Below are 21,198 nucleotides of genomic sequence, written 5' to 3' on the forward strand. Positions count from 1 at the left end.
CTTTTGAGTGAGCTTTGATGTTTTGAGAAAGCCCCCGCTTAGCGGGGGCTTTTTTATTGGGTTGACACCTATCTAGGGCGTCTATAGAATTGCGCCTCCTTTTAACGGGCGTATTGCGCCCGGTGGGAATAGCAGCCGGAGTCTGAAATCCAATGCAAAATCAGCAAATCCGTATCAGGTTGAAGGCTTTTGACCATCGCCTGATCGACCAATCCACCCAGGAAATCGTGGAAACCGCGAAACGTACTGGTGCTCAAGTGCGTGGTCCAATTCCACTGCCTACCCGTAAAGAGCGGTTCACCGTTCTGGTCTCCCCGCACGTCAACAAAGACGCGCGTGACCAGTACGAGATCCGTACTCATAAGCGCGTACTGGACATCGTCCAGCCAACGGATAAAACCGTTGATGCACTTATGAAGCTCGATCTGGCGGCCGGTGTGGAAGTACAGATCAGCCTCGGCTAAGACTTGGGTCTTAGTCGTGTAACGCTCTGAAATGGGCGGCCATAGCGGGTGAAAGCCCCGTACACTCATGAGGTTTACAACATGACTATTGGTGTAGTCGGTCGTAAATGCGGTATGACCCGTATTTTCACCGAAGAAGGTGTCTCCATTCCGGTCACGGTCATTGAGATCGAACCGAATCGCGTCACCCAGTTCAAAACTGAAGAAACCGATGGCTATCGTGCAGTGCAAGTCACTGTCGGCGAGCGTCGTGCTTCGCGCGTGACTGCTGCTCAAGCAGGTCACTTCGCTAAAGCAAACGTTGCAGCTGGTCGTACTGTTATGGAGTTCCGTCTTGAAGACGGCGACTACCAGGCTGGCGATCTGATCAACGCTGAAATCTTCGCCGCTGGTCAACTGGTTGATGTGACCGGTCAGTCCAAAGGTAAAGGCTTCCAGGGTACGATCAAGCGTTGGAATTTCCGTGGTCAAGACAACACTCACGGTAACTCCGTTTCCCACCGCGTCCCGGGCTCTATTGGCCAGTGCCAGACTCCTGGTCGTGTATTCAAGGGCAAAAAAATGTCCGGTCATATGGGCGCTGAGCGCGTGACCGTGCAGTCCCTCGAAGTAGTGCGCGTCGACGCTGAACGCAATCTGTTGTTGGTCAAGGGTGCTGTTCCTGGCGCTACTGGCGGCAACCTGGTTGTACGTCCAGCGGCCAAGGCTCGCGGTTAAGGGGAAGCTGACATGCAATTAAATGTAAATGACGCTCAAGCGATCGAAGTTTCCGAACTGACATTTGGCGGCGAATTCAACGAGACGCTCGTTCACCAAGCAGTCGTGGCCTACATGGCCGGCGGCCGTCAAGGTAGCAAGCAGCAAAAGACCCGTTCCGACGTACGTGGTGGCGGTAAGCGCCCTTGGCGTCAGAAAGGCACTGGCCGTGCTCGTGCCGGTACTATCCGTAGCCCAATCTGGCGTGGCGGCGGTACCACTTTCGCAGCTCGTCCACAGGATCACTCTCAGAAGCTCAACAAGAAGATGTACCGCGCAGCTCTGCGCTCCATCCTTGCTGAACTCGTGCGTACTGATCGTCTGGTCGTGGTTCAGGACTTCGCTGTCGAAAGTCCAAAAACCAAAGATCTGCTGGGCAAACTGAACAACATGAGCCTGACCGACGTTTTGATCGTGTCCGAAGCTGTTGATCAGAACCTGTACCTGGCTGCTCGCAACCTGCCACACGTTGATGTACGTGACGTGCAAGGTTCCGATCCAGTTAGTCTGATCGCATACGACAAGGTGTTGATCACCGTGTCGGCCGTGAAGAAATTCGAGGAGCTGCTGGGATGAACCAGGAACGCGTATTTAAAGTTCTGCTTGGCCCGCACGTTTCCGAAAAGGCTACGGTTCTGGCTGACAAGAAAGGCCAGTTCGTTTTCAAGGTTGCAACTGACGCAACCAAGCTGGAAATCAAGAAGGCCGTCGAAAGCCTGTTCAGCGTGAAAGTAGAGCGTGTTACTACCCTGAATGTTCTGGGTAAGAGCAAGCGCACTGCTCGCGGTCTGGGCAAGCGTAATGACTGGAAGAAGGCAGTTATCTCCCTTCAGCCAGGCCAAGATCTCGATTTCAGCAGCAGTGCTGAGTAAGGAAGGGGTGCATCATGGCAATCGTTAAATGCAAACCGACTTCCCCTGGCCGCCGTTTTGTGGTCAAGGTGGTCAACCAGGAGCTGCATAAAGGCGCTCCTCACGCACCGCTGCTCGAGAAAAAATCGAAGTCTGGTGGTCGTAACAACAATGGTCGCATTACCACTCGTCACATCGGTGGTGGCCATAAGCAGCATTATCGTCTGGTCGATTTCCGTCGCAACGACAAAGATGGCATCGCTGCCACTGTCGAGCGTATTGAATACGATCCAAACCGTACTGCTCACATCGCTCTGCTGCTGTACGCAGATGGCGAGCGTCGCTACATCATCGCCCCTAAAGGCGTGAGTGCTGGTGACCAGCTGATCGCAGGTGCTCTGGCGCCGATCAAGCCGGGCAACGCTCTGCAACTGCGTAACATTCCAGTTGGTAGCACCGTACACGGCATCGAATTGAAGCCAGGTAAAGGCGCGCAAATCGCTCGTTCCGCTGGTGCTTCGGCTCAGCTGATCGCTCGTGAAGGTGTCTACGTGACCCTGCGTCTGCGTTCTGGTGAGATGCGTAAAGTACTGGCTGAATGCCGTGCGACCCTGGGCGAAGTCTCGAACTCCGAGCACAGCCTGCGTTCGTTGGGTAAAGCTGGTGCCAAACGCTGGCGTGGCGTTCGCCCAACCGTTCGTGGTGTTGCCATGAACCCGGTTGACCACCCACACGGTGGTGGTGAAGGTCGTACCTCTGGTGGTCGTCATCCGGTATCGCCATGGGGCTTCCCGACTAAGGGCGCGAAGACTCGTGGTAATAAGCGTACCGACAAAATGATCGTCCGTCGTCGCAAGTAAATAGAGGGATACGACAGTGCCACGTTCTCTGAAAAAAGGTCCTTTTATTGATCTTCACCTACTGAAGAAGATCGAAGTGGCGGCGGAAAAGAACGATCGCAAACCAGTTAAGACCTGGTCGCGTCGTTCGATGATCCTGCCACAAATGGTCGGTCTGACCATCGCAGTACACAACGGTCGTCAACACGTCCCAGTTCTCGTTAACGAAGACATGGTCGGCCACAAACTGGGCGAGTTTGCCGGTACCCGCACTTATCGTGGGCACGTGGCAGACAAGAAAGCCAAGCGTTAAGGGGTTAGGAAATGGAAGTAGCCGCTAAGTTGTCGGGCGCTCGAATCTCCGCCCAGAAAGCCCGCTTGGTCGCCGACCAGATCCGCGGGAAGAAGGTGGGCGAAGCGCTCAACCTGTTGGCTTTCAGCAGTAAGAAAGCCGCCGAGATCATGAAGAAAGTGCTGGAGTCGGCCGTAGCCAACGCCGAGCATAACGAAGGCGCAGACGTTGATGACCTGAAGGTCAGCACCGTTTTCGTCAACGAAGGGCGTTCGCTGAAGCGCATCATGCCACGTGCCAAAGGCCGTGCTGATCGCATCGTCAAGCGGTCTTGCCATATCACTGTCAAGGTTGCTGACAAGTAACGGAGTCGAAGAGATGGGTCAGAAAGTACATCCCATTGGCATTCGCCTGGGAATCGTCAAGGAGCACACCTCCGTCTGGTACGCAGACGGTCGGACTTATGCGGACTATTTGTTCGCTGATCTGAAGGTGCGTGAGTATCTCCAAGACAAACTAAAAAGCGCGTCCGTAAGCCGTATCGATATCCATCGTCCGGCCCAAACTGCACGTATCACCATCCACACCGCTCGTCCAGGTATCGTTATCGGGAAGAAAGGTGAAGATGTTGAGAAACTGCGTCAGGACCTGACCAAGCAAATGGGTGTGCCTGTGCACATCAATATCGAAGAGATCCGCAAGCCGGAGCTCGACGGTATGCTGGTTGCGCAGAGCGTAGCTCAGCAGCTGGAGCGTCGCGTAATGTTCCGTCGCGCTATGAAGCGCGCCGTACAGAACGCCATGCGCATTGGTGCCAAAGGCATCAAAATCCAAGTGAGCGGTCGTCTCGGCGGTGCTGAAATCGCACGTACTGAATGGTATCGCGAAGGTCGTGTGCCACTGCACACCCTGCGTGCCGACATCGACTATGCCAACTACGAAGCTCACACCACTTACGGTGTGATCGGTGTAAAGGTTTGGATCTTCAAAGGCGAAGTAATTGGTGGTCGCCAAGAAGAACTGAAACCACAAGCACCAGCGCCTCGTAAAAAAGCTGCTAAGTAAGGGGTACGCCAAATGTTGCAACCTAAGCGTACGAAGTTCCGCAAGCAGATGACAGGCCACAACCGTGGTCTGGCTCAGCGCGGTAGCAAAGTCAGCTTCGGCGAGTTCGCGCTGAAGTCTGTAGCTCGTGGTCGTCTCACCGCTCGTCAGATCGAGTCAGCGCGTCGTGCTCTGACCCGTCACGTAAAACGTGGCGGCAAGATCTGGATCCGTGTATTCCCGGACAAGCCGATCTCCAAAAAACCTCTCGAGGTTCGGATGGGTAAAGGTAAGGGTAACGTGGAATACTGGGTTGCCCAGATTCAGCCAGGCAAAGTCCTGTATGAAATCGAGGGTGTTTCTGAAGAGCTGGCGCGTGAGGCTTTCGCCCTGGCTGCTGCAAAGCTGCCGCTCGCCACCTCCTTTGTTAAACGGACGGTGATGTGATGAAAGCGAATGAACTTCGTGAAAAATCCGCACAGCAGCTGAACGAGCAACTGCTCGGCCTGCTGCGCGACCAGTTCAATCTGCGTATGCAGAAAGCAACTGGCCAGTTGGGGCAGTCTCATCTGCTCTCGCAAGTTAAGCGTGACATCGCTCGCGTGAAGACTGTGCTCAACCAGCAGGCAGGTAAGTGATCATGGCTGAAGCCGAAAAGACTGTCCGTACGCTGACTGGCCGTGTTGTCAGCGACAAGATGGACAAAACCATCACCGTTTTGATCGAGCGTCGCGTTAAGCACCCGATCTACGGTAAATATGTTAAGCGTTCGACTAAGCTGCACGCGCACGACGAAACCAATCAGTGCCACATCGGCGACAAAGTCACTATTCGTGAAACTCGTCCGCTGGCCAAGACCAAGTCTTGGGCGCTGGTTGATGTTCTCGAACGCGCTGTGGAAGTCTAAGGACTAGGGGTCGGAGAAATTATATGATTCAGACTCAATCCATGCTCGATGTGGCCGATAACAGCGGCGCTCGCCGTGTTATGTGCATCAAGGTGCTGGGTGGCTCCCATCGTCGTTACGCTGGTATCGGTGACATCATCAAAGTTACCGTCAAGGAAGCAATTCCTCGCGGTAAGGTGAAAAAAGGCCAAGTGATGACTGCTGTTGTAGTCCGCACTCGTCACGGCGTACGTCGTGCTGATGGCTCCATTATCCGCTTTGATGGCAACGCTGCTGTTCTTCTGAACAACAAGCAAGAGCCGATCGGCACCCGTATCTTTGGGCCAGTGACCCGTGAACTTCGTACTGAGAAGTTCATGAAGATCGTCTCGCTCGCCCCAGAAGTGCTGTAAGGAGATCCGACATGCAAAAGATTCGTCGTGACGACGAGATCATCGTGATCGCCGGCAAAGACAAAGGTAAGCGCGGTAAGGTGCTTAAGGTTCTCGCTAATAACCGTCTGGTTATCGGTGGTCTGAACCTGGTCAAGCGTCATACCAAGCCTAACCCGATGTCGGGCGTGCAGGGCGGTATCGTCGAGAAAGAAGCTCCGCTGGACGCTTCTAACGTCGCCATCTTCAATGGCGAAACCAACAAGGCTGACCGCGTTGGTTTCAAAGTAGAAGACGGTAAGAAAATTCGTGTCTTCAAGTCGACCCAAAAAGCGGTTGATGCTTGAACACTGCTAGGTAGATTAGACCATGGCACGACTACAAGAGATTTACCGGAAGGAAATCGCCCCTAAGCTTAAGGAAGAACTTAAGCTCGGGAACGTGATGGAAGTTCCGCGCGTCACCAAAATCACCCTGAACATGGGTCTTGGCGAAGCGATCGGCGACAAAAAAGTCATCGAGCACGCTGTTGCCGACCTGGAAAAGATCACCGGTCAAAAAGTCGTTGTGACTTACGCTCGGAAATCCATCGCTGGCTTTAAAGTCCGTGAAGGTTGGCCGATCGGCGTCAAAGTGACTCTGCGCCGTGAGCGTATGTACGAATTCCTGGATCGTCTGCTGTCGATCTCCCTGCCTCGGGTCCGCGACTTCCGCGGCCTGAATGCCAAGTCCTTCGATGGTCGTGGTAACTACAGCATGGGCGTGAAAGAGCAGATCATCTTCCCGGAAATCGACTACGACAAGATCGATGCTCTCCGCGGTCTGGACATCACCCTGACCACCACTGCCAAGAACGATGATGAAGGTCGCGCCCTGTTGCGTGCTTTCAAATTCCCGTTCCGCAACTGATTGGAGTAGGACCATGGCCAAGATGAGCATGAAAAACCGCGAGCTGAAGCGTCAGCTCACGGTTGCCAAGTACGCCAAGAAGCGTGCAGCACTGAAAGCAATCATCGTTGATCTGAACGCAAGTCCAGAAGCGCGTTGGGAAGCTACAGTTGCTCTGCAGAAGCAGCCACGTGACGCAAGCGCTTCGCGCATGCGTAACCGCTGCCGCCTGACCGGTCGTCCACACGGCGTTTACCGCAAGTTCGGCCTCGGCCGTAACAAACTGCGTGAAGCGGCAATGCGTGGTGACGTACCAGGTCTGGTTAAAGCCAGCTGGTAAGTACTTTCAACGTCCAGGTGGTCGGAATCGCAAGATACTGACCGCCGGTGACCTTGAATCTGGATCAAGCCCCTTTTGGGGCTTGTTTCATTTCTGGAGTGTGTCTAAAATACGCGGCTCGCCTGAGCCCGTGTTTTTTGTGCTCGGAGATTCTCGGCGACATATGTAGCCGCAAGGCTAATTTTTTTGTATTAGGAGCGTCTAGCCCATGAGTATGCAGGACCCGTTAGCGGACATGCTAACTCGTATCCGTAATGCCCAGATGGCTGAAAAGTCCGTCGTAAGCATGCCATCTTCCAAGTTGAAGGTAGCTGTTGCCAAAGTCCTGAAAGACGAAGGCTACATTGCGGGTTATCAGATCAGCAGCGAAATCAAACCACTGCTGTCCATCGAGCTGAAGTACTTCGAAGGCCGTTCGGTCATCGAGGAAGTGAAGCGCGTTAGCCGTCCAGGCCTGCGTCAGTACAAGTCCGCTGAAGATCTGCCGAAAGTTCGTGGCGGTCTGGGCGTGTCTATCGTCTCCACCAACAAAGGTGTGATGACGGATCGTGCTGCGCGCGCTGCCGGTGTCGGCGGCGAAGTTCTTTGCACTGTGTTCTAAGGGGGGATAAGCATGTCTCGCGTCGCTAAGAACCCCGTTAAGCTGCCAGCCGGTGTCGAAGTCAAATTCGCAGGCCAACAGCTTTCGGTGAAGGGTGCCAAGGGTACTCTTGAACTGAACATCCATTCGTCCGTTGAGATCGTTGAAGAAGCTGGTGAGCTGCGTTTCGCTGCTCGCAATGGCGATCAACAAACTCGCGCAATGGCCGGTACCACGCGTGCGTTGGTAAACAACATGGTCCAAGGCGTAAGCCAAGGCTTCGAGCGCAAGCTCCAGCTGGTCGGTGTTGGTTACAAAGCGCAAGCAAAAGGCACGGTTTTGAACCTTGCCCTTGGCTTCTCGCACCCAGTGGATTACGAACTGCCAGCGGGCATCACTGCTGAGACTCCTAGCCAGACCGATATCCTGATCAAGGGCATCGACAAGCAGCTGGTAGGTCAAGTGGCCGCTGAGATCCGCGACTTCCGTCCACCAGAGCCGTACAAAGGCAAAGGTGTGCGCTACGCGGACGAAGTCGTCCGTCGTAAAGAAGCCAAGAAGAAGTAGGGCATAGCAAATGACCGACAAAAAAGTTACTCGACTGCGTCGCGCTCGCAAAGCACGCCTGAAAATGCACGAACTCGAAGTCGTGCGTCTCTGCGTGTTCCGCTCGTCGCAGCACATCTACGCCCAGGTCATCTCGGCCGACGGCAACAAAGTCCTGGCAAGCGCCTCGACTTTGGATAAAGAACTGCGTGATGGTGCCACTGGCAACATCGACGCGGCCACAAAGGTTGGCCAGCTGGTCGCTACGCGTGCTAAGGCCGCTGGCGTCTCGCAAGTGGCTTTCGACCGCTCTGGCTTCAAGTACCACGGTCGCGTGAAAGCGCTGGCTGATGCTGCTCGTGAAGCTGGGCTGGAGTTCTAAGTTATGTCAAATAACGACCAAAAGCGCGACGAAGGCTACATTGAGAAGCTGGTTCAAGTTAACCGCGTAGCCAAAACCGTTAAAGGCGGCCGTATCTTCACTTTCACCGCGTTGACCGTGGTGGGTGATGGTAAAGGGCGTGTTGGCTTCGGCCGTGGCAAGTCACGTGAAGTGCCTGCCGCGATCCAGAAGGCAATGGAAGCTGCTCGTCGCAACATGATCCAAGTTGATCTGAACGGCACCACTCTGCAGTACGCAATGAAGTCCGCTCACGGCGCTTCGAAGGTGTACATGCAGCCTGCTTCTGAAGGTACCGGTATCATCGCTGGCGGCGCTATGCGTGCTGTCCTCGAAGTTGCTGGCGTTCAGAACGTTCTGGCCAAGTGCTACGGCTCGACTAACCCGGTAAACGTGGTTCACGCCACTTTCAAGGGTCTGAAAGCTATGCAATCTCCTGAGTCCATCGCTGCCAAGCGTGGTCTGACTGTCAAGGAGATCTTCTGATCATGGCTACCGTTAAAGTAACGCTGATCAAAAGCATGACCGGCCGCATCCCTAACCACAAACTGTGTGTTAAAGGTTTGGGTCTGCGTCGCATCGGTCACACTGTAGAAGTCCAGGATACTCCCGAGAATCGCGGGATGATCAACAAGGCTTACTACATGCTGCGTGTAGAGGGTTAATCGATGAAACTCAATGATCTGAGTCCAGCGCCGGGTTCCCGTCGCGAAAAGCATCGTCCGGGCCGTGGTATCGGTAGCGGTTTGGGTAAGACTGGTGGCCGTGGCCACAAAGGTCAAACCTCCCGCTCCGGTGGCACCATCGCTCCAGGCTTTGAAGGCGGTCAACAGCCGCTGCATCGTCGCCTGCCTAAGTTCGGTTTCGTATCCCTGAAAGCCATGGACCGCGCAGAAGTGCGTCTGTCCGAGCTGGCTAAAGTGGAAGGCGACATCGTTACTGTGCAGACCCTGAAAGATGCCAACGTGATCAACGTCAACGTACAGCGTGTGAAAATCATGCTGTCCGGTGAAGTGACTCGCGCTGTCACTATCGGCAAGGGAATCGGCGCCACCAAAGGTGCGCGTTCGGCTATCGAAGCAGCTGGCGGCAAGTTCGAGGAATAAATGGCTAAGCAAGGTGCTCTCTCAGCGCTCGGCAAAGGCGGTATGTCTGAACTTTGGGCTCGTCTGCGTTTTCTGTTCCTGGCGATTATCGTCTACCGAATAGGCGCACACATCCCGGTTCCAGGTATCAACCCGGACCGACTCGCAGACCTGTTTCGACAGAATGAGGGGACCATTCTTAGCTTGTTCAACATGTTTTCCGGCGGTGCGCTGGAGCGGATGAGCATCTTTGCACTGGGGATCATGCCGTACATTTCGGCGTCGATCATCATGCAACTGATGACAGCCGTCAGCCCGCAGCTGGAGCAGTTGAAGAAGGAAGGTGAAGCTGGCCGTCGCAAGATTAGCCAGTACACCCGCTACGGCACTGTAGTCCTCGCCCTGGTTCAAGCTATCGGCATGTCCGTTGGCCTGGCAGGGCAGGGCGTTGCGTTCACTGGTGACTTTGGCTTCCATTTCGTCGCGGTATCCACGTTTGTGGCTGGTGCGATGTTCATGATGTGGCTGGGTGAGCAGATTACTGAGCGTGGTGTTGGTAACGGTATCTCGATGTTGATTTTCGCAGGTATCGTCGCCGGTCTTCCGAGAGCAATCGGGCAGTCTTTCGAGTCTGCGCGTCAGGGTGATATCAATATCTTCGCCCTGGTTGCTATCGGTTTGCTGGCAGTAGCGATTATCGGTTTTGTGGTGTTCATTGAGCGTGGCCAGCGTCGTATTGCTGTTCACTACGCCAAGCGTCAGCAGGGCCGTAAGGTTTTTGCTGCGCAGACCAGCCACTTGCCGCTGAAAGTGAATATGGCCGGTGTTATTCCGGCAATTTTCGCGAGCAGCATCTTGCTGTTTCCGGCTTCGTTGGGTACCTGGTTTGGTCAGTCTGAAAATATGGGCTGGCTGCAGGACCTCTCTCAGTCGATCGCTCCTGGTCAGCCGTTGAATATTCTGCTGTTTAGTGCAGGGATTATTTTCTTCTGCTTCTTCTATACGGCGTTGATGTTCAATCCGAAAGACGTAGCGGAAAACCTGAAGAAGTCCGGTGCCTTTATTCCGGGTATCCGTCCAGGTGAGCAGTCGGCACGCTACATTGATGGCGTTCTGACTCGTTTGACCCTGTTCGGTGCTCTATATATGACGGCCGTGTGTCTGTTGCCCCAGTTCCTGGTGGTTGCAGCAAACGTTCCGTTCTACCTTGGCGGGACCTCGTTGCTGATCGTGGTCGTGGTTGTGATGGACTTCATGTCCCAAGTACAATCGCACCTCGTTTCGCACCAGTACGAATCCCTGATGAAGAAAGCCAACCTGAAGGGCTACGGCAGCGGCATGTTGCGCTGAGTACCCCATAAGGTTCGAGGAGTTGGTGATGAAAGTTCGTGCATCGGTGAAAAAGCTGTGCCGTAACTGCAAGATTATTCGCCGCGAAGGTGTTGTTCGAGTAATTTGCAGCGCGGAACCGCGTCACAAACAGCGCCAAGGCTGAGTGTGATCCGCTTGAAGCCCGGCAGCTAGTGCGCTGCCGGGTTGATTATTTGTTATTACAGCGATATTATCTCGCGCCCTATTTCTTGGCTTCCGGGGCGTAGGTAGCTGTCAATTGGAGTCCCACTGAATGGCCCGTATTGCAGGCGTTAACATTCCAGATAACAAGCACACTGTTATCTCGCTGACCTACATCTATGGTGTTGGTCGCACTACTGCGCAGAAAATTTGCGCAGTTGCTGGGGTAAACCCAGCCGCTAAGATCAAGGATCTGAGCGACGAGCAGATTGAACAGCTGCGTGGCGAAGTGGCGAAGTTCACCACTGAAGGTGACCTGCGTCGCGAAATCAACATGAAAATCAAGCGTTTGATGGACCTCGGTTGCTATCGCGGTCTGCGTCATCGTCGTGGTCTTCCAGTACGCGGTCAGCGTACCAAGACTAACGCGCGTACCCGTAAAGGTCCGCGTAAGCCGATCCGCAAGTAATCGCCCCAGCGAATCGACAGGAAAATTATCATGGCAAAACCTGCTGCTCGTCCTCGTAAAAAAGTTAAAAAGACAGTGGTTGATGGCATCGCCCACATCCATGCATCTTTTAACAACACAATCGTGACCATCACCGACCGTCAAGGTAACGCGCTTTCTTGGGCTACCTCCGGTGGTTCGGGTTTCCGCGGTTCCCGCAAGTCCACCCCGTTTGCCGCTCAAGTAGCTGCTGAACGTGCTGGTCAAGCTGCGCTGGAATACGGCCTGAAAAACCTCGACGTTAACGTCAAAGGTCCAGGTCCAGGTCGTGAGTCTGCTGTCCGTGCTTTGAACGGCTGTGGCTATAAGATCGCCAGCATCACCGACGTGACGCCAATCCCGCACAACGGGTGCCGTCCGCCGAAGAAGCGCCGCGTGTAATCCAGGAGATTGTAAAGAATGGCTCGTTACATTGGTCCAAAATGCAAACTCGCTCGTCGCGAAGGCACCGATCTCTTCCTGAAGAGCGGCGTGCGCGCGATCGAATCGAAGTGCAACATTGAAGCAGCACCTGGTATCCACGGCCAACGCCGCGGTCGCCAGTCCGATTACGGCACCCAACTGCGTGAAAAGCAGAAGGTCCGTCGTATTTACGGCGTTCTCGAGCGTCAGTTCAGCGGCTACTACAAAGAAGCTGCTGGCAAGAAAGGTGCAACCGGTGAAAACCTGCTGCAACTGCTCGAATGCCGTCTGGACAACGTTGTATACCGTATGGGCTTTGGTTCGACTCGTGCCGAATCCCGTCAGCTGGTATCGCACAAGTCGATCAGCGTTAACGGTCAGACCGTAAACGTTCCGTCTTACCAGGTTCGTGCTGGTGACGTGGTCGCAGTTCGCGAGAAAGCTAAAAATCAACTTCGCATTGTCCAAGCTCTCGATCTGTGTGCCCAACGTGGCCGCGTAGAATGGGTAGAAGTAGACACTGAGAAGAAGTCGGGCGTTTTCAAGAACGTTCCTGCTCGCAGTGATCTGTCCGCCGACATCAACGAAAGCCTGATTGTCGAGCTCTACTCCAAGTAAGGGCTAGAAAATAGGTGCATCCATGCAGATTTCGGTAAATGAGTTCCTGACACCCCGCCACATTGATGTGCAGGTTGTCAGTCCAACCCGCGCCAAAATTACTCTCGAGCCTCTCGAGCGTGGTTTTGGCCACACCCTGGGCAACGCGCTGCGCCGCATCCTGTTGTCCTCAATGCCCGGCTGTGCAGTAGTCGAGGCCGAGATTGACGGTGTGCTCCACGAGTACAGCGCCATCGAAGGTGTACAGGAAGACGTAATTGAAATCCTGTTGAACCTTAAAGGTCTGGCTATCAAGCTGCACGGCCGTGACGAAGTTACGCTGACCTTGTCGAAGAAGGGTTCGGGGGTGGTTACCGCTGCCGATATTCAGCTGGATCATGATGTCGAGATCGTTAACCCCGATCACGTAATCGCTAACCTGGCGTCTAACGGCGCCCTGAACATGAAGCTCACTGTAGCTCGTGGTCGTGGTTATGAACCGGCCGACTCGCGTCAGAGCGATGAAGACGAAAGCCGCAGCATTGGTCGCTTGCAGCTTGACTCTTCGTTCAGCCCGGTTCGCCGTATCGCATACGTGGTGGAAAACGCCCGTGTCGAGCAGCGTACTAACCTGGACAAGCTGGTTATTGATCTGGAAACCAACGGTACCCTGGATCCTGAAGAGGCTATCCGCCGCGCTGCAACCATTCTGCAACAGCAGTTGGCTGCGTTCGTCGACCTCAAAGGTGACAGCGAACCAGTGGTAATCGAGCAGGAAGACGAGATCGATCCGATCCTGCTTCGCCCGGTTGACGATCTGGAACTGACTGTACGTTCGGCTAACTGCCTTAAGGCGGAAAACATTTACTACATCGGCGACCTGATTCAGCGTACCGAAGTAGAACTGTTGAAGACTCCGAACCTGGGCAAGAAATCCTTGACTGAAATCAAGGACGTTCTGGCCTCCCGCGGTCTGTCCCTCGGCATGCGCCTCGACAACTGGCCGCCTGCAAGTCTTAAGAAGGACGACAAGGCGACTGCCTGATCGTCGTAATCACCGAACGTGAGTTTGGTAAGGAATGAACCATGCGTCATCGTAAAAGTGGTCGTCACCTGAGCCGTACCAGCTCGCACCGCAAGGCCATGTTCCAAAACATGGCGGTGTCGCTGTTCGAGCACGAGCTGATCAAAACTACACTGCCGAAAGCTAAAGAACTGCGTCGCGTTGCTGAGCCGCTGATCACTTTGGCCAAGACAGACAGCCTGGCTAACCGCCGTCTGGCTTTCGACCGTACTCGTTCGAAAGCTATCGTTGGTAAGCTCTTCAACGACCTGGGCAAGCGTTACGCTACCCGTGAGGGTGGCTACCTGCGCATCCTCAAGTGCGGTTTCCGCGCTGGCGACAACGCGCCTATGGCGTACGTCGAGTTGGTTGATCGTGCTACTGCCGGCGAAGCTGTAAGCGCCGAGTAAGACGACAAGCTGCAACAAAAAACCGGGCCTCGCGCCCGGTTTTTTGTGCGCGTAACAAAAGCGCAACTTATACAAGCTTCCATAGACAGTGCGCTGCACTATAGCGAGCGGAGTCTTGTTAGTTATTTTCTATCGACGCATACGATTTAATGAATTTGTAGGCGTAGTGTTGATGATCAATACTCCCTCCAAGCCGCTTAGCCGGCAGTTCAAAGTCCGACCTGAGGAAGATTGCGCATGAGCCAGAATAAAGTCCTTACCACCGCCAGCGGGGCTCCTGTTGCGGATAACCAGAACTCCCGTTCCGCAGGCCCTCGTGGCCCGTTGTTGCTCGACGATTTCCATCTGATCGAGAAGCTCGCTCACTTCAACCGTGAAAACATTCCTGAGCGGCGCGTGCATGCCAAAGGATCGGGTGCCTACGGTACGTTCACCGTTACCCAAGACATCACCCAGTACACCAGTGCCAAGCTGTTCGAATCTGTTGGCAAGCAAACGCCTACATTCCTGCGATTCTCCACTGTGGGTGGTGAGCGCGGGTCTGCTGACACTGAGCGTGATCCACGTGGTTTTGCCCTGAAGTTCTATACCGAAGAGGGCAACTGGGACATCGTGGGCAACAACACCCCTGTGTTCTTCATCCGGGATCCGCTGAAATTCCCGGACTTTATCCACACCCAGAAACGCCTGCCGCAGAGCAACCTGAAAAGCGCGCAGATGATGTGGGACTTCTGGTCGCACTCTCCAGAGGCGCTGCATCAGGTCACCATTCTGTTTTCGGACCGTGGCATTCCAGACGGCTATCGCCACATGCACGGCTTCGGCAGTCACACGTACAGTCTGATCAACGCCAAGGGCGAACGCCACTGGGTGAAGTGGCACTACAAGACCAAGCAAGGCATTAAGAACCTGGCCCCGGCCGAGGCTGCACGCCTGGCGGGTACCGACCCTGACTATGCCCAGCGTGATCTGTTTGGTGCTATCGAGCGCGGTGATTTTCCGAAATGGCGCGTCTGCATCCAGATCATGACTGAGGCTCAAGCAAACGCTCATTATGAGAACCCGTTTGACGTGACCAAGACCTGGTCGCAAAAAGAGTTCCCGCTGATCGAAGTGGGCGAGCTTGAGCTCAACCGTAATCCGCAGAACTACTTCGCTGAAGTGGAGCAGGCTGCATTTGGTCCGAGCAACATGGTTCCAGGCGTTGGCCTGTCACCCGATCGTATGTTGCAAGGTCGAGTGTTTGCCTACGCAGATGCCCACCGCTACCGTGTCGGCACTAACCACCAGCAACTGCCCGTAAACGCGCCGCGCAACCCGGTTAACAGTTACCAGCGTGACGGTTCTATGGCCTTCGGCAGTAATGGCGGTGCGGCTCCCAACTACGAGCCAAACAGCTATGCCGATGCGCCCAAGCAAGCCCCGCAGTACGCAGAGCCGGCACTGGCCCTGAGCGGCGCTGCTGATCGTTACGATCACCGCGAAGATACGGACTACTACAGCCATGCGGGCGCGCTGTTCCGCTTGATGAATGATGAGCAGAAAGCCCTGCTGACCAATAACATTGCCGGTGCGATGGCTGGCGTTTCCAGCGATGTGGTCCAGCGTCAATTGCAGCACTTCTACAAGGCCGACCCGGCTTATGGAGAAGCAATCGCAAAAGCACTGGGTGTATCGCTTAACTGACTCTAAACGATAAGCAGAACCGCCCTCATTTGGGCGGTTTTTGCGTTATTTCAGCTACTTTTCTACGGAAATCTTCACTTTTCTGCCGTTGATCCCGTGACCTTCAAGTCATCATGGTTCAAACTACAGTCTTTCAAGCAGGGAGATGTAGGGCGATGCAAGGTCACCCCGACGTAATCGATTACCTCAACACGTTGCTGACGGGCGAACTGGCAGCTCGTGACCAATATTTCATCCATTCGCGCATGTACGAAGACTGGGGCTTTACCGAGCTCTACGAGCGTATCAACCATGAGATGGAAGAAGAGGCACAGCACGCCGACGCACTGATGCGCCGTATCCTGATGCTCGAAGGCACGCCGCGTATGCGTCCTGATGATCTCGATGTGGGGACCACGGTACCGGACATGCTCGCTGCCGACCTTCGCCTCGAGTACAAAGTTCGTGCTGCGCTCTGCAAGGGCATCGAACTTTGCGAGCTGCACAACGACTACGTCACCCGGGAAATTCTGCGCGTGCAGTTGGCCGACACCGAAGAAGATCACACCTATTGGTTGGAAAAACAGTTGGGCCTGATCAAGTTGATTGGCCTGGAGAATTACCTGCAATCGCAGTTCTGATTCCCAGCTGTAAAAAAGCCCCCGTCACCGCAAAGTGACAGGGGCTTTTTATTGGGCTAGAAAAAGTCAGGCCCGGTCGCGCGCCAGCAACGGTTTCAAGTAGTAACCGGTGTGCGACTGTGGCATTTCGCAAACTTGCTCCGGCGTACCCACTGCGATGATCTGGCCACCCTTGGAACCACCTTCCGGCCCAAGGTCCACCAGCCAGTCAGCGGTCTTGATCACATCAAGGTTGTGCTCGATTACCACCACGGTATTGCCGTGGTCTCGCAGGCGGTGCAGCACGTCCAGCAATTGCTGGATATCCGCGAAGTGCAGACCGGTGGTCGGTTCATCGAGGATGTACAAGGTTTTGCCGGTATCGCGCTTGGACAGCTCGCGAGACAGCTTGACCCGTTGTGCCTCGCCACCTGACAGCGTAGTCGCCGATTGCCCCAGCTTGATGTACGACAAGCCCACATCCATCAGCGTTTGCAGCTTGCGCGCCAACGCCGGCACCGCGTCGAAGAACTCGCGAGCTTCCTCGATGGTCATCTCCAGGGTTTCATGGATGCTCTTGCCCTTGTACTTGATCTCAAGGGTTTCGCGGTTGTAGCGCTTGCTTTTGCACACGTCGCACGGCACGTAGATGTCCGGCAGAAAATGCATCTCCACCTTGATCAAGCCATCGCCCTGGCAGGCCTCACAGCGCCCGCCCTTGACGTTGAACGAGAACCGCCCAGGTCCATAGCCGCGCGAGCGGGACTCGGGTACACCCGCGAACAGCTCGCGGATCGGCGTAAACAGCCCAGTGTAGGTGGCCGGGTTGGAGCGTGGGGTACGCCCAATCGGGCTTTGGTCGATATCGACCACCTTGTCCAGGTGCTCCAGGCCCTTGATGCTGTCGTGCGCCGCCGCTTCCAGGGTGGTCGCGCCGTTCAGCGCGGTGGCACTGAGTGGGAACAGCGTGTTGTTGATCAGCGTCGACTTGCCCGAACCGGAAACACCGGTCACACAGGTCAGCAGGCCCAGCGGAATCTCCAGGTCGACATTGCGCAGGTTGTTGCCGCGCGCGCCCTTGAGATGCAGTGCCATCTTTTTGTTACGCGGCGTACGCTTGGCGGGCACTTCGATCTTCACCCGGCCAGACAGGTACTTGCCGGTCAACGAATCAGGATGCGCCATCACTTCGGCAGGCGTGCCCTCGGCAACGATATGTCCGCCATGCACACCTGCACCCGGGCCGATATCGACCACGTAGTCCGCCAGGCGGATGGCATCTTCATCGTGCTCGACCACAATCACGGTATTGCCGATGTCCCGCAGGTGTTTCAACGTGCCGAGCAGGCGATCGTTATCCCGTTGGTGCAAGCCAATCGACGGTTCGTCGAGGATATACAGCACGCCAACAAGGCCCGCACCGATCTGGCTGGCCAGCCGGATCCGCTGTGCTTCACCGCCCGACAAGGTATCGGCGCTGCGGTCCAGTGACAGATAGTCCAGGCCAACGTTGACCAGGAACTGCAGGCGCTCGCGAATTTCCTTGAGGATCTTGTCGGCAATTTCCCCACGACGCCCGGTGAGCTTGAGGACACCAAAATATTCACACGCATCGCCGATTGGCAGGTTAGTCACTGCCGGCAACGTTTTTTCGCCCACCCACACATGCCGCGCTTCACGGCGCAGGCGTGTGCCACGGCAATCCGGGCAAGGCTGTGTGCTGAGGAATTTTGCCAGTTCTTCACGCACACTTGCCGATTCGGTCTCGCGGTAGCGACGTTCCAGGTTCGGCACGATGCCTTCGAACGGGTGGGAGCGCTTGACGATGTCGCCACGGTCGTTCAGGTACTTGAAGTCGACATTCTGCGAGCCGCTGCCATGCAGAATGACCTTCTGCTGGTCTGCCGGCAGCTGGTTGAACGGCACTTCCAGGCTGAACTTGTAGTGCGAGGCCAATGACCCGAGCATCTGGAAATAGTAGACGTTACGCCGGTCCCAGCCGCGTATCGCCCCCTCGGCCAGGGTCAGGTCGCCATTGACCAGGCGCTTGATATCGAAGAACTGCTTCACGCCCAGGCCATCGCACGTCGGGCAGGCGCCGGCTGGGTTGTTGAAGGAAAACAGCTTGGGCTCCAGTTCGCTGATGGCGTGCCCACAGATTGGGCAGGCGAAGCGCGCGGAGAAGATGATCTCTTCGCCCGGCTCGTCATCCATCGGCGCCACCAGGGCAATGCCGTCGGCCAGCTTCAGCGCGGTCTCGAACGATTCCGCCAAACGCTGCTGCAGGTCGGCGCGTACCTTGAAGCGGTCGACCACCACATCAATGGAATGCTTTTTCTGCTTGTCGAGTTTGGGCGCTTCATCCAGCTCATAGAGCTTGCCGTTGATGCGCGCACGTACAAAACCCTGGGCGCGCAGCTCTTCGAAGACCGAAAGGTGCTCGCCCTTGCGCTCGCGGATGACGGGCGCCAGCAGCATCAGCTTGGCGCCTTCCGGCTGGGCCAGTACCAGGTCGACCATCTGGCTGACGGTCTGGGCTTCCAGGGGAATATCGTGGTCCGGGCAGCGCGGAATACCCACGCGCGCATACAGCAGGCGCAGGTAGTCGTAGATTTCGGTAATGGTGCCCACGGTGGAACGCGGGTTGTGGGAGGTCGACTTCTGCTCGATGGAAATGGCCGGCGACAAGCCTTCGATGGTGTCGACGTCGGGCTTTTCCATCATCGACAGGAATTGCCGGGCATAGGCCGACAGGGATTCCACATAGCGACGCTGACCTTCGGCATACAGCGTGTCGAACGCCAGGGACGACTTGCCGGAGCCGGACAAGCCGGTGATGACGATCAGTTTGTCCCGGGGCAGGGTCAGGTCGATGTTCTTCAGGTTGTGGGTTCTAGCCCCACGAATCAGGATCTTGTCCAAGATGGCCTCGCACGGCGGGCGTAAATAATGCCGGAGTATACGGCTAAAGACTGGATGAATATACACTGTCAAAAGGCCGCTTGCAGCCTTAGATGAAAGCTGCGCGGCAAAGCGCCGCATATACCCTCTCAATCGATGGGACTGGTAGAATCGCCGCCGGTTCACACGAGGTTTTTCCATGCACGATCCCCACAGCGAACGCATGAGTAGCGGCGAGACCCGAGCGGCAAGCGGTCTGGCCCTGGTGTTCGCCTTCCGTATGCTGGGCATGTTTATGGTGTTGCCGGTGCTGGCGACCTATGGAATGGATCTCGCAGGCGCTACCCCCGCGTTGATCGGCCTGGCGATTGGCGCCTATGGCCTGACCCAGGCGATTTTTCAGATCCCGTTCGGGATTATTTCCGACCGCATTGGCCGTCGCCCGGTGATTTATCTTGGCTTGATCGTGTTCGCCCTTGGCAGTGTGCTTGCGGCCCAGTCCGATTCAATCTGGGGCGTGATTGCCGGACGCATCCTGCAAGGCGCCGGGGCGATTTCCGCCGCGGTCATGGCCTTACTGTCGGACCTGACCCGAGAACAGCACCGCACCAAGGCCATGGCCATGATCGGCATGACCATCGGTCTGTCGTTCGCCGTGGCCATGGTGGTCGGCCCGTTGCTGACGAGCGCTTTTGGTCTGCACGGGTTGTTTCTGGCCACTGGCGGCCTGGCCCTGGTCGGGATTGTGATCGTAGCCTTTATGGTGCCGCGCTCTACCGGCACGCTGCAGCACCGAGAATCGGGCGTCGCGCGTCAGGCGCTGCTGCCGACGCTCAAGCACCCGGACCTGCTGCGCCTGGATTTAGGTATCTTCGTATTACACGCAATGCTGATGTGCAGCTTCGTCGCCTTGCCCCTGGCCCTGGTGGAAAAAGCCGGCCTGCCCAAGGAGCAGCATTGGTGGGTCTACCTCACCGCGCTGCTGATTTCGTTCTTCGCCATGATCCCGTTCATCATCTATGGCGAGAAGAAACGCAAAATGAAACGAGTTTTACTCGGCGCCGTCGCGACATTGATGCTCACTGAACTATTCTTCTGGCAGTTCGGCGATAGCCTGCGGGCACTGGTCATCGGTACGGTGGTGTTTTTCACCGCGTTCAACCTGCTGGAAGCTTCGCTGCCGTCGCTGATCAGTAAAGTTTCACCGGCTGGCGGCAAGGGCACGGCGATGGGGGTGTACTCCACCAGCCAGTTCCTTGGCTCGGCGTTGGGCGGCATCATGGGTGGCTGGATGTTCCAGCATGGCGGTTTGTCGGTTGTCTTCCTCGGATGCGCCGGGCTGGCTGCACTTTGGCTGGTCTTTGCTGTTACCATGCGCGAACCTCCCTACGTCACAAGTCTGCGTTTGCCGCTATCGCCCGAGGCGATCCGCGAGGCTGGTCTGGTAGAGCGCCTGAAGGCCGTCGTAGGGGTAACGGATGCAGTCGTGGTCGCTGAAGAGGCGGCCATTTACATCAAATTGGACACCGAATTATTGGATCGCGCGACGCTCGAGCAACTGGTCAACCCAGTGCCGACAGCGCGCCCAGCCTAGGAGAACGTTATGGCCCGTGGGGTTAACAAAGTCATATTGGTCGGTACTTGCGGCCAGGATCCCGAAGTTCGCTACTTGCCTAACGGTAATGCCGTGACCAACCTGAGTCTGGCGACCAGCGAACAGTGGACCGACAAGCAGACCGGCCAGAAGGTCGAGAAAACCGAATGGCACCGCGTGTCGATGTTCGGCAAGGTCGCTGAGATTGCCGGCGAATATCTGCGCAAAGGTTCGCAGGTCTACATCGAAGGCAAACTGCAAACCCGCGAGTGGGAAAAAGACGGCATCAAGCGTTACACCACCGAAATCGTGGTCGACATGCAAGGCACCATGCAATTGCTGGGCGGCCGTCCACAGGGCGACCAACAGGGCCAGGGCGGCATGTCCAACTCGGCACCGCGTCCACAGCAGTCGCGTCCACAGCCAACCCAGCAGCCACAGCGTGAGTCGCGTCCAGCGCCACAACAGGCTGCGCCGCAACCGGCTCAGGATTTCGACAGCTTTGATGACGATATTCCGTTCTGATACTCAGCTTTTCAGAACGTAATCCAAAAAAAGCGAAG

33 protein-coding genes are annotated in these 21,198 nt (G+C 55.8%); 32 read left to right on the forward strand and 1 reads right to left on the reverse strand.

Annotation, left to right across the window (positions count from 1 at the left end):
- Window positions 1-152 precede the first annotated feature (152 nt).
- The 30 genes from rpsJ to bfr all read left to right on the forward strand — a co-directional run bounded on the left by rpsJ (window position 153) and on the right by bfr (window position 16,161).
- Entirely contained in the window at window positions 153-464 is a 312-nt protein-coding gene (gene rpsJ, locus JH25_RS09810) for a 30S ribosomal protein S10 (RefSeq protein ID WP_003186070.1), read from the forward strand.
- Window positions 465-545: 81 nt separating this feature from the next.
- Window positions 546-1,181: a 50S ribosomal protein L3 gene (gene rplC, locus JH25_RS09805; RefSeq protein ID WP_003194649.1), complete on the forward strand. Its 636-nt coding sequence runs from the start codon at window positions 546-548 to the stop codon at window positions 1,179-1,181.
- A gap of 12 nt (window positions 1,182-1,193) precedes the next feature.
- Window positions 1,194-1,796, forward strand: coding sequence for a 50S ribosomal protein L4 (gene rplD / locus JH25_RS09800; RefSeq protein ID WP_003176424.1), 603 nt, complete (start codon window positions 1,194-1,196; stop codon window positions 1,794-1,796).
- A complete protein-coding gene (rplW, locus tag JH25_RS09795; RefSeq protein WP_002555488.1) occupies window positions 1,793-2,092 on the forward strand; it encodes a 50S ribosomal protein L23 in 300 nt (99 codons plus the stop codon). The genes rplD and rplW overlap by 4 nt, the downstream gene beginning before the upstream one ends.
- Window positions 2,093-2,106: 14 nt before the next feature.
- Window positions 2,107-2,931, forward strand: a complete 825-nt coding sequence (rplB, locus tag JH25_RS09790; protein WP_003186055.1) for a 50S ribosomal protein L2 — start codon at window positions 2,107-2,109, stop codon at window positions 2,929-2,931.
- 16 nt (window positions 2,932-2,947) lie between these two features.
- Complete coding sequence (gene rpsS, locus JH25_RS09785) at window positions 2,948-3,223, forward strand: 30S ribosomal protein S19 (RefSeq protein ID WP_002555486.1); 276 nt, start codon at window positions 2,948-2,950, stop codon at window positions 3,221-3,223.
- 11 nt (window positions 3,224-3,234) lie between these two features.
- Entirely contained in the window at window positions 3,235-3,567 is a 333-nt protein-coding gene (gene rplV / locus JH25_RS09780; RefSeq protein ID WP_003103908.1) for a 50S ribosomal protein L22, read from the forward strand.
- A gap of 13 nt (window positions 3,568-3,580) precedes the next feature.
- Window positions 3,581-4,267, forward strand: a complete 687-nt coding sequence (gene rpsC / locus JH25_RS09775) for a 30S ribosomal protein S3 (RefSeq protein ID WP_003176422.1) — start codon at window positions 3,581-3,583, stop codon at window positions 4,265-4,267.
- A 12-nt stretch (window positions 4,268-4,279) separates the two neighbouring features.
- Complete coding sequence (rplP, locus tag JH25_RS09770) at window positions 4,280-4,693, forward strand: 50S ribosomal protein L16 (protein WP_003176421.1); 414 nt, start codon at window positions 4,280-4,282, stop codon at window positions 4,691-4,693.
- Complete coding sequence (gene rpmC / locus JH25_RS09765) at window positions 4,693-4,884, forward strand: 50S ribosomal protein L29 (RefSeq protein WP_002555481.1); 192 nt, start codon at window positions 4,693-4,695, stop codon at window positions 4,882-4,884. Before rplP ends, rpmC begins: the two co-directional genes overlap by 1 nt.
- Window positions 4,885-4,886: 2 nt before the next feature.
- Window positions 4,887-5,153: a 30S ribosomal protein S17 gene (rpsQ, locus tag JH25_RS09760; protein ID WP_003176419.1), complete on the forward strand. Its 267-nt coding sequence runs from the start codon at window positions 4,887-4,889 to the stop codon at window positions 5,151-5,153.
- Window positions 5,154-5,176: 23 nt separating this feature from the next.
- Entirely contained in the window at window positions 5,177-5,545 is a 369-nt protein-coding gene (gene rplN, locus JH25_RS09755) for a 50S ribosomal protein L14 (protein WP_002555479.1), read from the forward strand.
- Between the two features lie 11 nt (window positions 5,546-5,556).
- Window positions 5,557-5,871, forward strand: coding sequence for a 50S ribosomal protein L24 (rplX, locus tag JH25_RS09750; RefSeq protein ID WP_003176416.1), 315 nt, complete (start codon window positions 5,557-5,559; stop codon window positions 5,869-5,871).
- A 22-nt stretch (window positions 5,872-5,893) separates the two neighbouring features.
- Window positions 5,894-6,433 carry a 50S ribosomal protein L5 gene (gene rplE / locus JH25_RS09745; RefSeq protein ID WP_003194642.1) on the forward strand — a complete coding sequence of 180 codons (540 nt, stop codon included), beginning with the start codon at window positions 5,894-5,896 and terminating at the stop codon, window positions 6,431-6,433.
- 13 nt (window positions 6,434-6,446) lie between these two features.
- Window positions 6,447-6,752, forward strand: coding sequence for a 30S ribosomal protein S14 (rpsN, locus tag JH25_RS09740; protein ID WP_003176414.1), 306 nt, complete (start codon window positions 6,447-6,449; stop codon window positions 6,750-6,752).
- 208 nt (window positions 6,753-6,960) lie between these two features.
- Window positions 6,961-7,353: a 30S ribosomal protein S8 gene (gene rpsH / locus JH25_RS09735; protein WP_003176413.1), complete on the forward strand. Its 393-nt coding sequence runs from the start codon at window positions 6,961-6,963 to the stop codon at window positions 7,351-7,353.
- A gap of 12 nt (window positions 7,354-7,365) precedes the next feature.
- The gene (gene rplF / locus JH25_RS09730; protein ID WP_003194640.1) at window positions 7,366-7,899 is read left to right on the forward strand and encodes a 50S ribosomal protein L6; all 534 of its coding nucleotides are present in this window, start codon (window positions 7,366-7,368) and stop codon (window positions 7,897-7,899) included.
- A 10-nt stretch (window positions 7,900-7,909) separates the two neighbouring features.
- Window positions 7,910-8,260 (forward strand): 50S ribosomal protein L18, encoded by a 351-nt coding sequence (gene rplR / locus JH25_RS09725; protein ID WP_003186037.1) that lies wholly within the window; start codon window positions 7,910-7,912, stop codon window positions 8,258-8,260.
- A 3-nt stretch (window positions 8,261-8,263) separates the two neighbouring features.
- Window positions 8,264-8,764 carry a 30S ribosomal protein S5 gene (rpsE, locus tag JH25_RS09720; protein ID WP_003176409.1) on the forward strand — a complete coding sequence of 167 codons (501 nt, stop codon included), beginning with the start codon at window positions 8,264-8,266 and terminating at the stop codon, window positions 8,762-8,764.
- A 2-nt stretch (window positions 8,765-8,766) separates the two neighbouring features.
- Complete coding sequence (rpmD, locus tag JH25_RS09715; RefSeq protein WP_003176408.1) at window positions 8,767-8,943, forward strand: 50S ribosomal protein L30; 177 nt, start codon at window positions 8,767-8,769, stop codon at window positions 8,941-8,943.
- 3 nt (window positions 8,944-8,946) lie between these two features.
- The gene (gene rplO / locus JH25_RS09710; protein WP_003176407.1) at window positions 8,947-9,384 is read left to right on the forward strand and encodes a 50S ribosomal protein L15; all 438 of its coding nucleotides are present in this window, start codon (window positions 8,947-8,949) and stop codon (window positions 9,382-9,384) included.
- Complete coding sequence (secY, locus tag JH25_RS09705; RefSeq protein WP_003194637.1) at window positions 9,385-10,713, forward strand: preprotein translocase subunit SecY; 1,329 nt, start codon at window positions 9,385-9,387, stop codon at window positions 10,711-10,713.
- A 28-nt stretch (window positions 10,714-10,741) separates the two neighbouring features.
- Entirely contained in the window at window positions 10,742-10,858 is a 117-nt protein-coding gene (gene rpmJ, locus JH25_RS28190) for a 50S ribosomal protein L36 (RefSeq protein ID WP_002555468.1), read from the forward strand.
- A gap of 129 nt (window positions 10,859-10,987) precedes the next feature.
- Window positions 10,988-11,344 carry a 30S ribosomal protein S13 gene (rpsM, locus tag JH25_RS09700; protein ID WP_003194635.1) on the forward strand — a complete coding sequence of 119 codons (357 nt, stop codon included), beginning with the start codon at window positions 10,988-10,990 and terminating at the stop codon, window positions 11,342-11,344.
- A gap of 30 nt (window positions 11,345-11,374) precedes the next feature.
- The gene (gene rpsK / locus JH25_RS09695) at window positions 11,375-11,764 is read left to right on the forward strand and encodes a 30S ribosomal protein S11 (protein ID WP_002555466.1); all 390 of its coding nucleotides are present in this window, start codon (window positions 11,375-11,377) and stop codon (window positions 11,762-11,764) included.
- An 18-nt stretch (window positions 11,765-11,782) separates the two neighbouring features.
- Window positions 11,783-12,403: a 30S ribosomal protein S4 gene (gene rpsD, locus JH25_RS09690; RefSeq protein ID WP_003176404.1), complete on the forward strand. Its 621-nt coding sequence runs from the start codon at window positions 11,783-11,785 to the stop codon at window positions 12,401-12,403.
- A gap of 22 nt (window positions 12,404-12,425) precedes the next feature.
- Window positions 12,426-13,427: a DNA-directed RNA polymerase subunit alpha gene (locus JH25_RS09685; RefSeq protein ID WP_003176403.1), complete on the forward strand. Its 1,002-nt coding sequence runs from the start codon at window positions 12,426-12,428 to the stop codon at window positions 13,425-13,427.
- 41 nt (window positions 13,428-13,468) lie between these two features.
- Entirely contained in the window at window positions 13,469-13,855 is a 387-nt protein-coding gene (rplQ, locus tag JH25_RS09680; RefSeq protein WP_003176402.1) for a 50S ribosomal protein L17, read from the forward strand.
- Window positions 13,856-14,092: 237 nt separating this feature from the next.
- Entirely contained in the window at window positions 14,093-15,541 is a 1,449-nt protein-coding gene (locus tag JH25_RS09675; protein ID WP_005791910.1) for a catalase, read from the forward strand.
- 155 nt (window positions 15,542-15,696) lie between these two features.
- Entirely contained in the window at window positions 15,697-16,161 is a 465-nt protein-coding gene (gene bfr / locus JH25_RS09670) for a bacterioferritin (RefSeq protein WP_032879213.1), read from the forward strand.
- A 66-nt stretch (window positions 16,162-16,227) separates the two neighbouring features.
- Here the strand turns inward: bfr and uvrA are convergent, their stop codons facing one another.
- Window positions 16,228-19,062: an excinuclease ABC subunit UvrA gene (uvrA, locus tag JH25_RS09665; protein WP_032879214.1), complete on the reverse strand. Its 2,835-nt coding sequence runs from the start codon at window positions 19,060-19,062 to the stop codon at window positions 16,228-16,230.
- Between the two features lie 178 nt (window positions 19,063-19,240).
- On the opposite strand from uvrA, the gene JH25_RS09660 reads away from it, so the two are divergent.
- Window positions 19,241-20,635: an MFS transporter gene (locus tag JH25_RS09660; RefSeq protein ID WP_005791905.1), complete on the forward strand. Its 1,395-nt coding sequence runs from the start codon at window positions 19,241-19,243 to the stop codon at window positions 20,633-20,635.
- A gap of 9 nt (window positions 20,636-20,644) precedes the next feature.
- Window positions 20,645-21,160, forward strand: a complete 516-nt coding sequence (locus tag JH25_RS09655) for a single-stranded DNA-binding protein (protein WP_005791904.1) — start codon at window positions 20,645-20,647, stop codon at window positions 21,158-21,160.
- Window positions 21,161-21,198: the final 38 nt, after the last annotated feature.

The sequence above is a fragment of the Pseudomonas sp. BRG-100 genome, from assembly GCF_000737955.1.
In the GTDB taxonomy this organism is placed as follows: Bacteria; Pseudomonadota; Gammaproteobacteria; order Pseudomonadales; family Pseudomonadaceae; genus Aquipseudomonas; species Aquipseudomonas synxantha_A.

Excerpts from the sequence above, each read along its gene's own strand:
- rpsE (WP_003176409.1), top strand. The coding sequence starts at position 8,264 with ATGTCAAATAACGACCAAAAGCGCGACGAAGGCTACATTGAGAAGCTG.
- rpmJ (WP_002555468.1), top strand. The coding sequence starts at position 10,742 with ATGAAAGTTCGTGCATCGGTGAAAAAGCTGTGCCGTAACTGCAAGATT.
- rplN (WP_002555479.1), top strand. The coding sequence starts at position 5,177 with ATGATTCAGACTCAATCCATGCTCGATGTGGCCGATAACAGCGGCGCT.
- rplF (WP_003194640.1), top strand. The coding sequence starts at position 7,366 with ATGTCTCGCGTCGCTAAGAACCCCGTTAAGCTGCCAGCCGGTGTCGAA.
- rplP (WP_003176421.1), top strand. The coding sequence starts at position 4,280 with ATGTTGCAACCTAAGCGTACGAAGTTCCGCAAGCAGATGACAGGCCAC.
- secY (WP_003194637.1), top strand. The coding sequence starts at position 9,385 with ATGGCTAAGCAAGGTGCTCTCTCAGCGCTCGGCAAAGGCGGTATGTCT.
- rpmC (WP_002555481.1), top strand. The coding sequence starts at position 4,693 with ATGAAAGCGAATGAACTTCGTGAAAAATCCGCACAGCAGCTGAACGAG.
- rplW (WP_002555488.1), top strand. The coding sequence starts at position 1,793 with ATGAACCAGGAACGCGTATTTAAAGTTCTGCTTGGCCCGCACGTTTCC.
- rpsH (WP_003176413.1), top strand. The coding sequence starts at position 6,961 with ATGAGTATGCAGGACCCGTTAGCGGACATGCTAACTCGTATCCGTAAT.
- JH25_RS09655 (WP_005791904.1), top strand. The coding sequence starts at position 20,645 with ATGGCCCGTGGGGTTAACAAAGTCATATTGGTCGGTACTTGCGGCCAG.
- JH25_RS09675 (WP_005791910.1), top strand. The coding sequence starts at position 14,093 with ATGAGCCAGAATAAAGTCCTTACCACCGCCAGCGGGGCTCCTGTTGCG.
- rplO (WP_003176407.1), top strand. The coding sequence starts at position 8,947 with ATGAAACTCAATGATCTGAGTCCAGCGCCGGGTTCCCGTCGCGAAAAG.
- rpsC (WP_003176422.1), top strand. The coding sequence starts at position 3,581 with ATGGGTCAGAAAGTACATCCCATTGGCATTCGCCTGGGAATCGTCAAG.
- rpmD (WP_003176408.1), top strand. The coding sequence starts at position 8,767 with ATGGCTACCGTTAAAGTAACGCTGATCAAAAGCATGACCGGCCGCATC.
- rpsD (WP_003176404.1), top strand. The coding sequence starts at position 11,783 with ATGGCTCGTTACATTGGTCCAAAATGCAAACTCGCTCGTCGCGAAGGC.
- rpsJ (WP_003186070.1), top strand. The coding sequence starts at position 153 with ATGCAAAATCAGCAAATCCGTATCAGGTTGAAGGCTTTTGACCATCGC.
- rpsQ (WP_003176419.1), top strand. The coding sequence starts at position 4,887 with ATGGCTGAAGCCGAAAAGACTGTCCGTACGCTGACTGGCCGTGTTGTC.
- JH25_RS09660 (WP_005791905.1), top strand. The coding sequence starts at position 19,241 with ATGCACGATCCCCACAGCGAACGCATGAGTAGCGGCGAGACCCGAGCG.
- rplB (WP_003186055.1), top strand. The coding sequence starts at position 2,107 with ATGGCAATCGTTAAATGCAAACCGACTTCCCCTGGCCGCCGTTTTGTG.
- rpsN (WP_003176414.1), top strand. The coding sequence starts at position 6,447 with ATGGCCAAGATGAGCATGAAAAACCGCGAGCTGAAGCGTCAGCTCACG.
- rplX (WP_003176416.1), top strand. The coding sequence starts at position 5,557 with ATGCAAAAGATTCGTCGTGACGACGAGATCATCGTGATCGCCGGCAAA.
- rplD (WP_003176424.1), top strand. The coding sequence starts at position 1,194 with ATGCAATTAAATGTAAATGACGCTCAAGCGATCGAAGTTTCCGAACTG.
- rplQ (WP_003176402.1), top strand. The coding sequence starts at position 13,469 with ATGCGTCATCGTAAAAGTGGTCGTCACCTGAGCCGTACCAGCTCGCAC.
- bfr (WP_032879213.1), top strand. The coding sequence starts at position 15,697 with ATGCAAGGTCACCCCGACGTAATCGATTACCTCAACACGTTGCTGACG.
- rplR (WP_003186037.1), top strand. The coding sequence starts at position 7,910 with ATGACCGACAAAAAAGTTACTCGACTGCGTCGCGCTCGCAAAGCACGC.
- rplV (WP_003103908.1), top strand. The coding sequence starts at position 3,235 with ATGGAAGTAGCCGCTAAGTTGTCGGGCGCTCGAATCTCCGCCCAGAAA.
- rplE (WP_003194642.1), top strand. The coding sequence starts at position 5,894 with ATGGCACGACTACAAGAGATTTACCGGAAGGAAATCGCCCCTAAGCTT.
- rpsM (WP_003194635.1), top strand. The coding sequence starts at position 10,988 with ATGGCCCGTATTGCAGGCGTTAACATTCCAGATAACAAGCACACTGTT.
- rpsK (WP_002555466.1), top strand. The coding sequence starts at position 11,375 with ATGGCAAAACCTGCTGCTCGTCCTCGTAAAAAAGTTAAAAAGACAGTG.
- rplC (WP_003194649.1), top strand. The coding sequence starts at position 546 with ATGACTATTGGTGTAGTCGGTCGTAAATGCGGTATGACCCGTATTTTC.
- JH25_RS09685 (WP_003176403.1), top strand. The coding sequence starts at position 12,426 with ATGCAGATTTCGGTAAATGAGTTCCTGACACCCCGCCACATTGATGTG.